The 13,334-nt window shown below is 47.5% G+C and carries 12 protein-coding genes and 1 tRNA gene; 7 read left to right on the forward strand and 6 right to left on the reverse strand.

What is annotated here, in order from left to right; all coding sequences use genetic code 11:
* Positions 1-75 precede the first annotated feature (75 nt).
* Together hemB and QUA10_RS03060 are read left to right on the forward strand one after the other, a co-directional pair.
* Positions 76-1,059 (forward strand): porphobilinogen synthase, encoded by a 984-nt coding sequence (hemB, locus tag QUA10_RS03055; protein WP_333080989.1) that lies wholly within the window; start codon positions 76-78, stop codon positions 1,057-1,059.
* Between the two features lie 811 nt (positions 1,060-1,870).
* Entirely contained in the window at positions 1,871-2,359 is a 489-nt protein-coding gene (locus tag QUA10_RS03060) for a GNAT family N-acetyltransferase (RefSeq protein ID WP_333062152.1), read from the forward strand.
* Positions 2,360-2,551: 192 nt separating this feature from the next.
* On the opposite strand, the gene QUA10_RS03065 is transcribed toward QUA10_RS03060, so the two are convergent.
* The 6 genes from QUA10_RS03065 to QUA10_RS03090 form a co-directional block, all read right to left on the reverse strand.
* The gene (locus QUA10_RS03065; protein ID WP_333080990.1) at positions 2,552-3,487 is read right to left on the reverse strand and encodes a HAMP domain-containing sensor histidine kinase; all 936 of its coding nucleotides are present in this window, start codon (positions 3,485-3,487) and stop codon (positions 2,552-2,554) included.
* 25 nt (positions 3,488-3,512) lie between these two features.
* The gene (locus QUA10_RS03070) at positions 3,513-4,106 is read right to left on the reverse strand and encodes an L-threonylcarbamoyladenylate synthase (RefSeq protein WP_333080991.1); all 594 of its coding nucleotides are present in this window, start codon (positions 4,104-4,106) and stop codon (positions 3,513-3,515) included.
* Positions 4,107-4,166: 60 nt separating this feature from the next.
* Entirely contained in the window at positions 4,167-5,147 is a 981-nt protein-coding gene (locus QUA10_RS03075) for a HemK/PrmC family methyltransferase (protein ID WP_333080992.1), read from the reverse strand.
* Between the two features lie 140 nt (positions 5,148-5,287).
* The gene (locus QUA10_RS03080) at positions 5,288-6,148 is read right to left on the reverse strand and encodes a Tic22 family protein (protein WP_333080993.1); all 861 of its coding nucleotides are present in this window, start codon (positions 6,146-6,148) and stop codon (positions 5,288-5,290) included.
* 152 nt (positions 6,149-6,300) lie between these two features.
* Positions 6,301-6,374, reverse strand: a tRNA-Pro gene (locus QUA10_RS03085).
* A 326-nt stretch (positions 6,375-6,700) separates the two neighbouring features.
* Complete coding sequence (locus tag QUA10_RS03090; RefSeq protein ID WP_172187348.1) at positions 6,701-7,252, reverse strand: GNAT family N-acetyltransferase; 552 nt, start codon at positions 7,250-7,252, stop codon at positions 6,701-6,703.
* 247 nt (positions 7,253-7,499) lie between these two features.
* On the opposite strand from QUA10_RS03090, the gene QUA10_RS03095 reads away from it, so the two are divergent.
* The 5 genes from QUA10_RS03095 to metG all read left to right on the forward strand — a co-directional run bounded on the left by QUA10_RS03095 (position 7,500) and on the right by metG (position 13,290).
* Positions 7,500-7,676 carry a hypothetical protein gene (locus QUA10_RS03095; RefSeq protein ID WP_333080994.1) on the forward strand — a complete coding sequence of 59 codons (177 nt, stop codon included), beginning with the start codon at positions 7,500-7,502 and terminating at the stop codon, positions 7,674-7,676.
* A gap of 85 nt (positions 7,677-7,761) precedes the next feature.
* Positions 7,762-8,487: a hypothetical protein gene (locus QUA10_RS03100; RefSeq protein WP_006631881.1), complete on the forward strand. Its 726-nt coding sequence runs from the start codon at positions 7,762-7,764 to the stop codon at positions 8,485-8,487.
* Between the two features lie 127 nt (positions 8,488-8,614).
* The gene (locus QUA10_RS03105) at positions 8,615-9,484 is read left to right on the forward strand and encodes an alpha/beta hydrolase (RefSeq protein WP_333080995.1); all 870 of its coding nucleotides are present in this window, start codon (positions 8,615-8,617) and stop codon (positions 9,482-9,484) included.
* Positions 9,485-9,715: 231 nt separating this feature from the next.
* Positions 9,716-10,861, forward strand: coding sequence for a heat-inducible transcriptional repressor HrcA (hrcA, locus tag QUA10_RS03110; protein ID WP_445243550.1), 1,146 nt, complete (start codon positions 9,716-9,718; stop codon positions 10,859-10,861).
* Positions 10,862-11,697: 836 nt separating this feature from the next.
* Positions 11,698-13,290: a methionine--tRNA ligase gene (metG, locus tag QUA10_RS03115; protein ID WP_333080997.1), complete on the forward strand. Its 1,593-nt coding sequence runs from the start codon at positions 11,698-11,700 to the stop codon at positions 13,288-13,290.
* The last annotated feature ends 44 nt before the right edge of the window (positions 13,291-13,334 follow it).

Here is a 13,334-nt window from a genome sequence, read left to right on the forward strand (position 1 = left end):
CAATAAGCTCTAGACTTTTAAAGAAACGCCGCGAGTCCTCAAAAACAGGGCTTTATCTACCGTAAAAAAAACATTATGTTTCCAACTCACCGCCCCCGCCGCCTCCGCAACCATCCCCAACTCCGCCGGATGGTACGCGAAAATATCTTGACAACCAGCGATTTAATTTACCCCCTATTTGCTGTACCGGGGGAAGCTTTTGCTAAAGAAGTCACATCGATGCCGGGAGTTTACCAGCTATCGGTAGACAAAATAGTAGAAGAAGCAAAAGAAGTCTACGACCTCGGCATTCCCGCGATTATTTTATTCGGCATTCCCGCAGATAAAGATACAGACGCAACAGGTGCTTGGCACGATTGTGGCATCGTCCAAAAAGCGACGGAAGCAGTTAAAAAAGCCGTACCAGATTTAATCGTCATGGTCGATACTTGTCTGTGCGAATATACCAGTCACGGTCACTGCGGCTATTTGGAAGTCGGAGATTTAAGCGGCCGCGTCTTGAACGATCCGACACTAGAATTGCTGAAGAAAACCGCCGTTGCTCAAGCTAAAGCCGGTGCAGATATTATCGCCCCTTCGGGAATGATGGACGGTTTTGTCGGCGCAATTCGCCAAGGACTGGACTCCGCTGGATTTGAAGATATTCCCATCATGTCTTACGCGGCCAAATACGCCTCAGCTTATTATGGCCCGTTCCGGGATGCTGCAGATTCTGCTCCGCAATTTGGCGATCGGCGCACCTATCAAATGGACCCGGGAAACGGCCGCGAAGCTCTTAAAGAAATAGCTCTCGACATTGCCGAAGGCGCAGATATGCTCATGGTTAAACCCGCTTTAGCTTACATGGATATCATCTGGCGCGTGAAAGAAGCAACTAACCTGCCAGTTGCTGCTTACAACGTTTCTGGGGAATATGCGATGGTGAAAGCCGCCGCCCTCAACGGTTGGATAGATGAAGAAAGAGTAGTGATGGAAACTTTGACAGGATTCAAGCGTGCTGGTACTGATTTGATTTTGACTTATCACGCCAAAGACGCCGCCCGCTGGCTGAAAAACTGATTCACTCGATTTGAGATTAGACGTTAGAGAATTGACTCCACAGCACAATCTTCGGGTGTTCCCGTGGAGTCAACACCTGTCTCGATCGATAGATGATTTTTGAGCCATTACGGCATATACTAAGCTCTCACCTACGCATCAAAACTGTTAGAAACCGAGTTTTTTGTCAGTGCGGTGGGCTGTAACTACAAAAAAATTGGTTTCTCTGTAAGCGAACTCTAAACCCATACCAAATCAGTCATTCGCATCTAAAATCTCAACTCTCAAATCTCAAATGGTAGGAATTATAAGTTGGGAATTTTGAGCCAAAGACTTTTTTACAAAATTTACCCCAAAAAGTATTAATAATCACCCAAGCACAATCTTCGGGTGTTCCCGTGGAGTCAACACCTCTCTCGATCGATAGATGATTTTTGAGCCATTACGCCATATATTAAGCTCTAAATTACGCATCTAGACTTTCAGAAACCGGGTTTTTTGTCAGTGCGGTGGGCTGTAACTACAAAAAAATTGGTTTCTCTGCAAGCGAACTCTAAACCCATACCAAATCAGTCCTTTGCCTCTAAAATCTCAACTCTCAAATCTCAAATGGTAGGAATTATAAGTTGGGAATTTTGAGTCAAAGACTTTTTGACAAAATTTACCCCAAAAAGTATTAATAATCACCGAAATAAGTTAGAAAATATGTATGAATAAAAATAGTTTTGTAAATCGGGAATTAAATCATTGATTGTTCCCAAGCAAAATCAACGATACCCGCTAAGACAGTAAAATCAACACAGTTTAGATACAAGTTGAAGGAAGATTGAGCATGACATCAACGACTAGGGATTCCAGTCACATTCAATTTTGTATAGGTCGCGATCGCGCAGACATCGCACAGATCCAAGAACTATTTAAAGCCGCCGCCTTTTGGGCGAGGGAACGCAAGATAGAAGATTGGGAAATTGCGATCGCCAACAGCGAACCCGTTGTTACAGTTTGGGACGGCTCACGGGCGATCGGCTTTGCCAGAGCCACCTCAGATGGGATTTATCGAGCTACCATCTGGGATGTCGCCATTCACCCGGATTACCAAGGTGCAGGACTCGGCCGTAAATTAGTGCAAACCGTCTTGAGTCACCCTCGGATGTGCCGAGTAGAGCGAGTTTACCTGATGACAACTTACAAACAAAGCTTCTACGAGCGCATCGGTTTTCAGAAAAACGCTAGCACCACAATGGTACTTGAAAATCAGCTTCTAGAAGAGAATCTCGAATTAGAAATTAGCAACGGCGAATTGCTAACTGCTAATTGTTAAATAATCACCCGATTGGCATCAAAATCTATAATATGTAGGGTGCGTAAGGGCGCACCTTACTCCCTCTAAATAATTTCCTTCTTTCATCTTCCCTCGAACCTCTTCCCCACCTCCGTTAAATCTGTTAAATCCTTAGTCCTCTTCCCCACCTCCGTTTCATCCCGTAGATTGCTCGTGGCCGAACTTTCTTCATCACAAAGTTGCCAGAGGAATAGAACACTGAGTCCGGTTAAAATTGCACTCTTCGGACTCAGAAGGCACAGCCAGAACCTCCAACTTTCCGCTCATCAAACTTAAAAGAGTCTGATTCATCAATAACCTCATTCCAGAAGACACCTGAGAATTATCGCTGCTCTTAGTAACATCACACTCCAAATCGTGCTTCAGCAAATCCCAAGACTCGCTCCAAGCACTCACTGAACGCTGATCGTCCACCCAAATGTGAACGTATCCAGATTCCGGCGAAGCATGGGCAGACACAGAAATACTCCCCTCCTCCATCTGAGCAACAGCAGTATCTACCAAATTGACTAAAACTTGCCTAAACCTCGGCAAATCTGCCAATACATAAATCCCCGGATCTGGCGGCAATATCTCCAAACGAATGCCGCGATTAGCAGCTTGCAAGTAAGTTAAATCATCAACCTCGTCAAAAACCTTAGCTAACTGAATCGGCTCAATCTCCATCCTTTCAGTGCCGTGTTCAGTTTTAGCAACAGAGATAATTTCATCTATTAATTTCACCAGCTTGAGTGCCGCGGCGTGAGCTTGCTCGACAAACTCTCGTTCCTCAGCAGGATCGTCGCACAAATCCGAGAGAATTAATTGCAGCGTACCAATCATAGTGCTCAGGGGCGATCGCAACTCGTGAGAAGTTCGAGCCAAAAAACCCGCCTTAAATTGGCTCATCTCCGATGCCATCTGATAAGCCAATTGAGTTTGCTTAAGTTGGTCAGAAAGGGCATCAAACTTCTCTAAGTGAATTTCTTGAGGAGGAGGTGCCACTTTGGGCGCAGGTTCGGGCTGTTGCGAGCTTTTTTGCCGCCGGCGCCAAATCAAACTGCTTCCCAAACCCAGCCCCAGTCCCATACCTAAATATATAAAGTCGCTCCAGCCGATCGGCGCCATATTGCTTTGCCTTGGAGTTTAGCTTTTAGCATTCTAACTCGATCGCGCCTTGTCGCAATATTTCCCACTCGCTGCCCGTCCATTTAGCGACAGTCGAAGGCAAACTCGAAGCTGTTGTCGCTGTTGCTAATTCAGAAGGAACTAATGTCAAGACTTCGGGAAACACAGCCTCAATTTCTGTCACCGACTCCAGAGGCGGCTGGCCGGATAAATTGGCACTGGTAGTAGCCAAAGGGCCTGTCTGCTCTAAAATCTTTAGGGCAAGGGGAAAGTCAGGCACTCGTACTCCGATTGTACTCGGATCGATGGGATTGAGAGCCGCCGGGACTTTTGGCGAAGCCGGCAGCACCAAAGTTAACGCCCCCGGCCAATAGAATTCGGCTACTTGCTGCCACAATTTTAACTCTGCTGGACTTCCCTGCACGTAAGGCCACAAGGCCTGGGCCGATGCGGCCATCAAAATCAACGGTTTGTCTTGACTGCGACGTTTAGCTGCAAAAATCAACTCCGAGCGATCGGGACGCGCAGCCAAAGCGGGTACAGTATCTGTAGGAAAACTGACGATATGATTACCAGAAATTGCCCCTTGAATCAAGGAGTCGATCAAAACTTGTGTCATGCAATTTGAGATTTGAGATTTGAGATTTGAGATTTTAGAAGTACGACATATTCTTTAAACCTAACGTCGATACGCTAAGGCAAACCGATCGATTCCTGCTAAATCGGAAAATATCTGAACTTCACCGTAACTCCCGTGACTTTGCAGCATATCAGCTACCGCCGTTTCTTGTCCCGCCATCATCTCCACCAACCAAACTCCCCCGGATTCTAAATAATCGGGAGCCGTTTCTACCAAATGCCGGATGCAATCTAACCCGTCAAAACCACCGTCTAAGGCCAGATGAGGTTCGTGCTTCAAAACTTCCGGTTGTAGAGTCAGAACCGTGTTGCTGGGGATGTAAGGCGGGTTAGACACCATGCCGCTAACGCGACCTTTGAGAAATTCTAGCGGTTCCCACCACGAACCTTGATAAAAATTAATTCGCGATTCAAAGCCCAAATTCTCAGCATTCAGTCGAGCCACTGCCAAAGCTTCCGAACTGCAATCTACCGCATAAACCCTAGCATTTGTCAACGCAGAAGCCAAGCCGATCGCGATCGCCCCGCTGCCCGTCCCCAAATCCACCCAATGCGATTTGGCAAATTCTCCCCCCCGCACCTCGGAGAAGTTTAAATTTTCTCCCCCCCTTACTAAGGGGGGGTTAGGGGGGGTAGATTTTTGATTGATATTTTCTGCTTCTAAACGGCTTTTAACAGCTTCTACAGCCAAATCGATCAGCAATTCCGTTTCAGGACGCGGAATTAGCACCGCCGGCGTTACTTTGAGCGAAAAATGCCGCCAATGTGCAACTCCCGTTAAATACTGCACCGGCACCCGTTCCTGCAAGCGCCACTGCCACAATTGAGCAAGTTCCGATAAAGACAACTTTAATTCTATTTTTGGCAAATCTTTAAACGACTCCAAACGCAGAGCCAACCTATCCAAACCCGCCAGCTCTTTCAGCAGCCAGTCGATTTCTGCTAGGGGAATGTCATAGGTAATCGCCTCTGTTTTAGCTTGATTCACCCACTGCCAAAGCTCTAAACCAGAAACAAACATAATACTTTTTTGGAAGGGGTAATTGTTAATTGCTAACTGGTAATTAGTAATTAGTAAATAGTAGGTTGAGTCGAGAAACCCAACCTACTATTTCATGAGTAATAACTGATGACTGATGACTAATGACTGCTGACTAACTATTAGCGAGCTGGCCGAGCTGGAGCCGGAGCTGGAGCCGGTCGAGCTGGAGCCGGAGCTGGAGCCGGTCGAGCTGGAGCCGGAGCAACCTGTGGATTTTGGCCCGCACCGGCAGGTTGGAGCGAGCGCACAAATTCCAGAGACTCCCGCGACGGAATCAAAATCATTTGGCTCAAAAACGGGTCGTTCTCAGTACGCAAAGCTTCCAAAACCCTCTCCAAGTTCACCACCTCAATCTTAATTGAAGTAGTTACATTCGGCTGCTGCTGCTTGAAAAGTTCCACCATTGCCTGCAATTCCTCCTTGTTAAAAAACAGGGGAATTTCCTCTTTCTGACCCTGCTGAATCGTCAAATAGCCATTTTCCGGGCCCCCAGTGGCAAAAAACAGAGGTACACCGTTTAACTCGTTAACTTGTTGCCCAGCTTGCTGGAGTACAGTTTTAGCCGACTGCACTTGCTGCGGAGTCGGAACAAAAGCAAACTGCACCTCATCCGGCTTGCCTTTATTTGCTTGAGCGATCTGATAAACTGCTCCCAGGGACAAGGGTCTCACGCGCGCCAACGCCCCCAACTGAGGATCTGTCGTTTTTAGTTTTTCGGCGTAAGCTTGAGCATCTTTCTGGCTGATAAAAATTACCACTACCGAAGTATTGCCGCTTTGACCTTGACCTTGTTTGGGGACAGAACCCGTCAGGAACGCACCCTGAGCATCCGTAATCGTAAATACAGGCACAGATTGCAACTTTTCCAAAATTTGCGCCTCGGGGATTGCTAGCGCCGACATATTGTCTGTTGCTAAGGAACCCAGCAGAGTGCTGCCGACAATTCCCAATATTGCGCCCAAACGAACTAATGATTTCATGTTTTTTCCATCAGGAGCGATCCTGAAACACATTAACGCAAAGACTGGCGACTTAACACGATCGGCAAAAACTGCCTCAATTTGTTTTCATTTTGACGAAATGTAAACATCAGAGACAGTTCTGCTTCAATCTATTCTTTAACATTGTGCGATCGGGATGACAGGATTTGAACCTGCGACATCCTGCTCCCAAAGCAGGCGCGCTACCAAGCTGCGCTACATCCCGGTGTTATAGTTAGCTAACCTCTAACAATTAACGCACAAAACCGCTTGCTTGTCAAGCTTTATTAAATATTTAGTTCTCGATGCAGCTAAGGCGAAGTTTTTTTTAGGTTGTGCGGTTTGATCCCACCCAAAAACCCATACCAGCCCCTAGCTCCTATCGTGCTCTGCTCAAATCGACTGACAATACTTGCAGAGCTTCATAACGGCCCTGATGCCGAGATACATCCACGCCTCACTGACTGCAGCGCACAGGTGCATTCGGTGTTGGCAGCGTCAATATTGTATTGTATATCCTCAACAAATCAACGCCGACCTGCACCTCGCTTGCTAATCTGGATACCAAAACATACCTTTAATTCCCTCTGGATCGGACATAAAGCCCAAATTGCGGTAAAAATCCACCACTTGAGGGTCAGCAAATAAGGTAATGTTGCTGATATCTTCACTGCGGAGTTTTTTAATGATGTATTTCATCAGCGCCTTGCCCATGCCTTTGCCCTGGTAGTCAGGATGAACTACCACATCCCAAAGCGTGGCATTAAAAGCATGGTCTGAAGTCGCTCTGGCGAAACCCACCAGCCGTCGCTGGCTGCCCCGCATCTCCCACATAGAGACGACTAGGAAGCTGTGCTGAATAGCTTTTTTGACTTTACGCAGGGGACGGCGGGACCAACCCACTGCATTACAAAGTTCTTCGAGTTCGTAGAGGTCAATGTCCCGATCGCAACTGAAAAAGATGCGAGCGTTGCCGCTGGCGGGTTTGCGAAACGTTGGGGAAAGCGGATCGCCTAACCCAACAGCCACATCTTCCTCAAAATCCGCTGTTTGGGGCACAGAGGCAGACTCAGAACTACTAAATAAGTTTTTCCAAAAACCCATGCAGGCGCGGTTAAGGTAGTAGAAGTTGGACGACGAGAAAGAGAACCAGACAGATAAACCCACCCCAATCGGCGTAGGATCAATTGCCGTTAGCCTCTTGAGGAACAGTTTACGGTACACTCATCTTACGCCGAAAACAGGGATTTGTCGTCCAACATTGAGTCTGCGCTTTTTTTGATTCTGTCAAGTTTGGTAGAACTGTTCTGCTAGCCAGTGCCCGGACAACCCGCTTTTAAGGTAAAATTTGTTGCCGAACCAGGACAGAGGCATTTTGGGAAATGCTTCTTTTGAGTGCCGACAATCGCGCCGGAACTTATACCCTTGGTGGGAAATACCACTGGAATGGCGCAACGGTGACATTCTCGTGATAAGTTCTCTGACAGATTTGACTTTTGCTTTTAGTGAGGAGACGGGCACAATTTAAGTCGAATCGTCGAATCAAAAATCCCATTGCCATAAGGCATGGAAGAGTCCATACCTATTATATTTCCCGCACCTTCTCCTCAATTATGGCTTCGGGTTTAAAACCATCTACACTAGAACTTCTCAAGCGCTTTAACCGAGCGTTTCCGCAGTTTTATGAGCAATTTGTCAGCAGCGAAATCCAACTGCAAAACCTCAAATTAGCTTACCAACTTTACAAAACTCGGCAAGCAGTCATCGAAATCCGAGCCGAAGGTAATAAAAGTGCGCTGCATTTTGCTTACCGGAACCAGTCTTTTCTACTGAGCGATATTTTTGGAGTGCTCGCGGCCTACGGACTGACAATTCACAGTCTGAGTCTGTACGGTCAAATTTACCCGCCCATGCTGGTATTTATCAAATTGGTAGTATCTCGCGGTGGCAAGGTACTGGCAGATAAAACAGCAGAAAATGTCTGTAGAGCCGTTCGAGAGGCATTGGCGGGGCATTTTGAGGTTGAAGAGATGTTGGCGGTGGAATTTAATTTAGACGCGGGTTTGGAGGATGTGGCAACTGAATTCTACGTCGATCCGGTTTTCCACTTGCCAGCTTTGCTGATTGAAGCAGATAATCAACCTGGACTTTTTTACAAAGTTATGTATGCCATCTGGCAAGAGGATTTGTTGGTCGTAAATGCTAATTTGTTGGTTTGGCGGGGGCGAACTCGCCTGATTCTCTACTTGTTGGGACCCAATGAAAGTTTAATTCCTGAGTATCTGGGACAGAAAATCGCTGAGGGGGTGCGACAAAGATTGCTAGGCGAGCGATTTTAGGGATACCACTGACTAGGCGTGAAACCTGGTTTTTGGTCAAAACCTTAGTGTGGAGAAAGTTAAACCAAGCCGATCGCCCGATCGAACTACTGATACCTCTGTGTTGATTTCGGGATAGGATAAAATTATGGCAACCATCGACATCCTAGGGGTTCGGCACGCTTACGATTTGACGGCTCCGACGGCAACTTCCCCGGTTCTGGTATTTGTCCACGGCTGGCTGTTAAGCCGTCGCTACTGGCAACCTTTGACCGATCGCTTGGCATCAAACTATCAGTGCCTTACCTATGATTTACGGGGGTTTGGCGATTCTCAATCGGACTCCGGCGACGATCGCCCATGTTCCGAACCGCTAAATTCCTGCTACACTCCCGCAGCTTACGCTCGCGATTTGGAACTTTTACTCGAAAAACTCGATATATCTTCTGCTTGGCTGGTGGGACACTCTCTCGGCGGTACGATCGCTCTCTGGGGAGCCAGCAAATTGTCCGATCGCGTTAAAAGCGTGGTCTGCATCAATGCAGGGGGCGGCATCTATCTTAAGGAAGAATTCGAGCGATTTCGAGCGGTTGGCAAGCAGCTAGTGACAATGCGTCCCGGCTGGCTGCCTCGCTTGCCGTTAGCAGATTACGTGTTTGCCCGCGATTCTGTAGCCCGCTCGATCGGCAGATCCTGGGGACGGCAGCGCTTAATAGATTTCGTGGGAGCTCATCCAGAGGCAGCTTTGGGGGCTTTGTTGGATTCCACCACAGAAGCGGAGATTCACCTATTGCCACAAATTGTCTCCCAACTCAAGCAGCCTGTTTATTTTATTGCCGGTACTAAAGACAAAATTATGGAACCAAAATACGTGCTGCATTTGGCTAGCTTTCACTGGATGTTCCAAGGTTGTGGCGAGAATGTCCTTCAGCTTCCCGATTGTGGCCATTTGGCAATGGTGGAACAGCCGGATGCAGTGGCTAGTTATCTGCAAAATATTCTGAAAGAACATGATTAGAGGGCATGGGGCATGGGGCATGGGGCATGGGGCATGGGGCATTAAAACTTACAAATAACCAATAACCAATAACCAATAACCAATAACCAATAACCAATAACCAATAACAACTGACTTCTTCCTTAATCTAAAATCTGTTATGTTAAATAGATAAGTCTGCCCGATCGCCCTCTTGGGACAGACGTTTCAATTAAATAGTGGCTTTCAACTCTAAATTCTAATTCTGCTTAAATATCTGTGCGCGTTAACCTCACCGATCGGCAACAACACATCCTTTGGGCAACGGTTCGCCACTACATAGCTACAGCGGAACCCGTTGGCTCAAAAGCTTTGGCTGACGAATTCAACCTCAGCGTCAGCCCAGCTACCATTCGCAATGCGATGGGGACTCTTGAAAAAGCTGGACTGCTTTATCAGCCCCACACTTCGGCAGGACGAGTCCCCTCTGACTCCGGCTACCGAATTTACGTAGACCAGTTGATTCAGCCGTCTGATACGCTGGCCCGCAAGGTGGAACAGGTACTAGACCAACTCAATTGGTCGGATGGTCGCATGGACGCGGCACTCCGTGGCGCTGCTCAAATCCTGGCAACTATCAGCGGTTACATAGCAATGATCACCATACCGCAAACCAATATGGCTTGCTTGCGCCACTTGCAACTGGTGCAGCTAGAGCCGGGAAAGGTGATGCTGATCGTGGTGACGGATGCCTACGAAACTCAGTCGGTTTTGGTGCAGTTGCCGAGGGACGCAGAAGGTAACACGCCTGATGTCGAAATCGTCGATCGCGAATTGCAGATTTTGTCAAATTTTTTGAACACCAAGTTGCGGGGACGATCGCTCTCGGAACTCTCGGCTGTAGACTGGAGCGAGTTAGACCGGGAATTTGAGCTGTACGCTGAGTGGATGGGAACCATGCTGACTGCTTTGAGCAGCCGCCAAAGCCATCCAACCTACACGCGGATTCTGATCGGCGGTTTGGCAGAAGCGCTGCGCTTGCCTGAGTTTTCGCAGTTGCAGCAAGTTCAAACCCTGGTGCAATTGCTCGAACAAGAGCAGGAACTGCTTTGGCCTTTGATTTTTGAATCACCTGAGTTAGACACCCCCGGCAAGCGGGTAACTGTGCGTATTGGTTCGGAAAATTCCTTGGAACCAATTCGTGGCTGTACTCTAATTTCTTCGACTTACCGCCGGGGATCAGTGCCAGTGGGTAGTGTTGGGGTTTTGGGGCCGACGCGGATGGTTTACGAAAATGCGATCGCGGTGGTGGAAGCTGCGGCCGATTATTTGTCAGAAGCTATTGGCGGAAATCGAGTGAGTTTTCCTGATGGCGATCGAGGAGGGCGATCGGATCATCCCTTGTTAGATGCACCCTAATGTGATAGCCCCAAGCTTAACTGGCTTGGGGTTTTATTGTCTGTGGATGTACTCGCAACCTTTAAAAACCGGGTTTTATGAGAAAAAACCTACGCTTTTATCCCACATTCCACACCCTGGGATGTCATACAGCATAATTACGCAGAAAACTATATATTCAAAGTAACAAATTATGTATTGAAAAAGTTCTTTATCCGTTAATCTACGGTATTATAGTATGATTTATAGTTTTATTGCTGGCTCAAAATAAGTAAAAACCGATAGTAACAGTTGAGGGTTCGGAATGCGGGTTTGATACTCTTTTTGGGGCAAGAAACTAAAGCTTCGCGGTTGACAAGAGAGTTTCGTAAACAACCCTGTTTCTGCGTCCATGAGCGGCTCGGAAAGTGGCAGGAGTTAGGGGGAAGCGACTTTCCGGCGATTGGGAGAAAAAGATTGCGATGGGGAGCGATCGCGCATTTACAGAAAGTGGTAGCGGAGTGTTAGTCAAATGGCAGGTTTAGCAGCCGAACTGATGAGTTCTGTTGCAATCCTGGTGGGCGATCGCCCGCTCTAGGGATAGCGGCTGCGACAAATAAATTGAGGAGGCGCGAACCCTGCGCTCGTCGCTTCCCAAGGCAGCAGAATGTCAAAATATTAAGACATTTTAGAGAGTTCGTCAAAAACAACTAAAAAAGATTAGTGTGGAGATGAAAGCAATATTTCTTTTGGGAATAGCCCGGGTTAGACAATTGCACATAACTTGCAGTAAATTTGGCTTGATTGCCACTCCATAAAAAATTTAACCGCTGAGTTAAGATCGAAACGAAATTTAGGGAATTTTCTTTTAACATTCAATGAAATCGACTGATAAAACTAAGAATACCTTTGCGATAACAACGCCTCTGTATTATGTAAACGATTTACCTCACGTTGGCAGCGCTTATACGACTATGGCTGCGGATGCCCTAGCCCGATTTGAGCGGCTGCGGGGCAAATCTGTTTTGCTGGTGACGGGGACGGACGAACACGGGCAAAAAATTCAGCGCACAGCCGAGAGTTTGGGACGATCGCCCCAAGCTCACTGCGATTCAGTGGTTCCGGCGTTTGAGGCGCTGTGGGAGCAACTCGACATCCAGTACGATCGCTTCATCCGCACAACTTCGCGGCGTCACGAGTACATTGTCAAAGAATTTTTCCAGCGCGTCTGGAACTCCGGCGACATCTACTTGAACCAGCAACAAGGGTGGTACTGCGTCTCCTGTGAAGAATTCAAGGATGAACGGGAATTGTTGCCGGGAAATCGGTGCTCCGTCCACACCAGCAAGGAAGTTGAGTGGCGCGACGAGGAAAATTACTTTTTCCGTCTGTCGCGGTATCAAGACCAACTGCTGGCCTTGTACGCAGAACGTCCCGACTTCATCGCGCCGGAAAGCCGACGCAACGAAGTGCTCAGTTTCGTCAACTCTGGACTGCAAGACTTTTCGATTTCTAGAGTGAATCTCGAATGGGGTCTGCCAATGCCAGTTGACCCCAGTCACAGCATCTACGTCTGGTTTGACGCTTTGCTGGGATACGTCACCGCCTTGCTAGATCCGGACAGCGACCCGATTTTGGAGAATGCTTTATCTAAATGGTGGCCGGTTGACTTGCACTTGATCGGCAAAGATATTCTTCGCTTCCACGCTGTTTACTGGCCGGCAATGCTGATGTCAGCAAATCTACTGGTGCCGGGTCGCGTCTTCGCACACGGGTTTTTGACCAAAGACGGCAAAAAAATGGGGAAAACGGAGGGTAATACTTTAAACCCTGTCGAATTGGTCAACAAATACGGCGCTGATGCAGTGCGTTACTATTTTCTTAAAGAAATTGAGTTCGGAGAGGACGGCGATTTTAACGAAACTCGGTTTATCAATATATTGAATGCTGAGCTAGCAAATGATTTGGGGAATTTGCTTAATCGTACCCTAAACATGGCTCGCAAATATTGCGGTGGCTGCGTACCGAATGTGTTGGGAGAAAACATTGAGGGCGACAACCTTCTCAAAGCTATGAGCCGGGATTTGGGCGAGCAAGTAGCGGGTTTTTACGAAGACTTGGCTTTTAGCAAGGCTTGCGAAGCCGTGCTTGCATTAGTTCGAGCCGGGAACAAGTTTATTGACGTGCAAGCACCTTGGAGTTTGTACAAGCAGGGACAGATCGAAAGTGTCGAACAAGTGCTATATTCTGTTCTGGAATCTGTTAGACTAGCATCTTACCTTTTATCGCCGATTATTCCCAATATCAGCAACGCTATCTATCAGCAGCTAGGTTTTTCAATTGACTTTAACGATCGAGTTACAGTTAACAGTTTAGCGAATTTTGCAGCTCATGCTGCCTGGGGCGCTTTGCCGGCAAACCAAACTCTGGGGGAACCCCAACCTGTTTTTAAGCGGCTCGAACTGCTGTAAACAGTACCTTCATAGTTGGCAGCCAGAGCTCTGGGTGTTATGAC

Source organism: Microcoleus sp. Pol8_D6 (assembly GCF_036700965.1).
Classification (GTDB): Bacteria; Cyanobacteriota; Cyanobacteriia; order Cyanobacteriales; family Microcoleaceae; genus Microcoleus.

Excerpts from the sequence above, each read along its gene's own strand:
- hemB (WP_333080989.1), top strand. The coding sequence starts at position 76 with ATGTTTCCAACTCACCGCCCCCGCCGCCTCCGCAACCATCCCCAACTC.
- QUA10_RS03060 (WP_333062152.1), top strand. The coding sequence starts at position 1,871 with ATGACATCAACGACTAGGGATTCCAGTCACATTCAATTTTGTATAGGT.
- QUA10_RS03065 (WP_333080990.1), bottom strand. The coding sequence starts at position 3,487 with ATGGCGCCGATCGGCTGGAGCGACTTTATATATTTAGGTATGGGACTG.
- QUA10_RS03070 (WP_333080991.1), bottom strand. The coding sequence starts at position 4,106 with ATGACACAAGTTTTGATCGACTCCTTGATTCAAGGGGCAATTTCTGGT.
- QUA10_RS03075 (WP_333080992.1), bottom strand. The coding sequence starts at position 5,147 with ATGTTTGTTTCTGGTTTAGAGCTTTGGCAGTGGGTGAATCAAGCTAAA.
- QUA10_RS03080 (WP_333080993.1), bottom strand. The coding sequence starts at position 6,148 with ATGAAATCATTAGTTCGTTTGGGCGCAATATTGGGAATTGTCGGCAGC.
- QUA10_RS03090 (WP_172187348.1), bottom strand. The coding sequence starts at position 7,252 with ATGGGTTTTTGGAAAAACTTATTTAGTAGTTCTGAGTCTGCCTCTGTG.
- QUA10_RS03100 (WP_006631881.1), top strand. The coding sequence starts at position 7,762 with ATGGCTTCGGGTTTAAAACCATCTACACTAGAACTTCTCAAGCGCTTT.
- QUA10_RS03105 (WP_333080995.1), top strand. The coding sequence starts at position 8,615 with ATGGCAACCATCGACATCCTAGGGGTTCGGCACGCTTACGATTTGACG.
- metG (WP_333080997.1), top strand. The coding sequence starts at position 11,698 with ATGAAATCGACTGATAAAACTAAGAATACCTTTGCGATAACAACGCCT.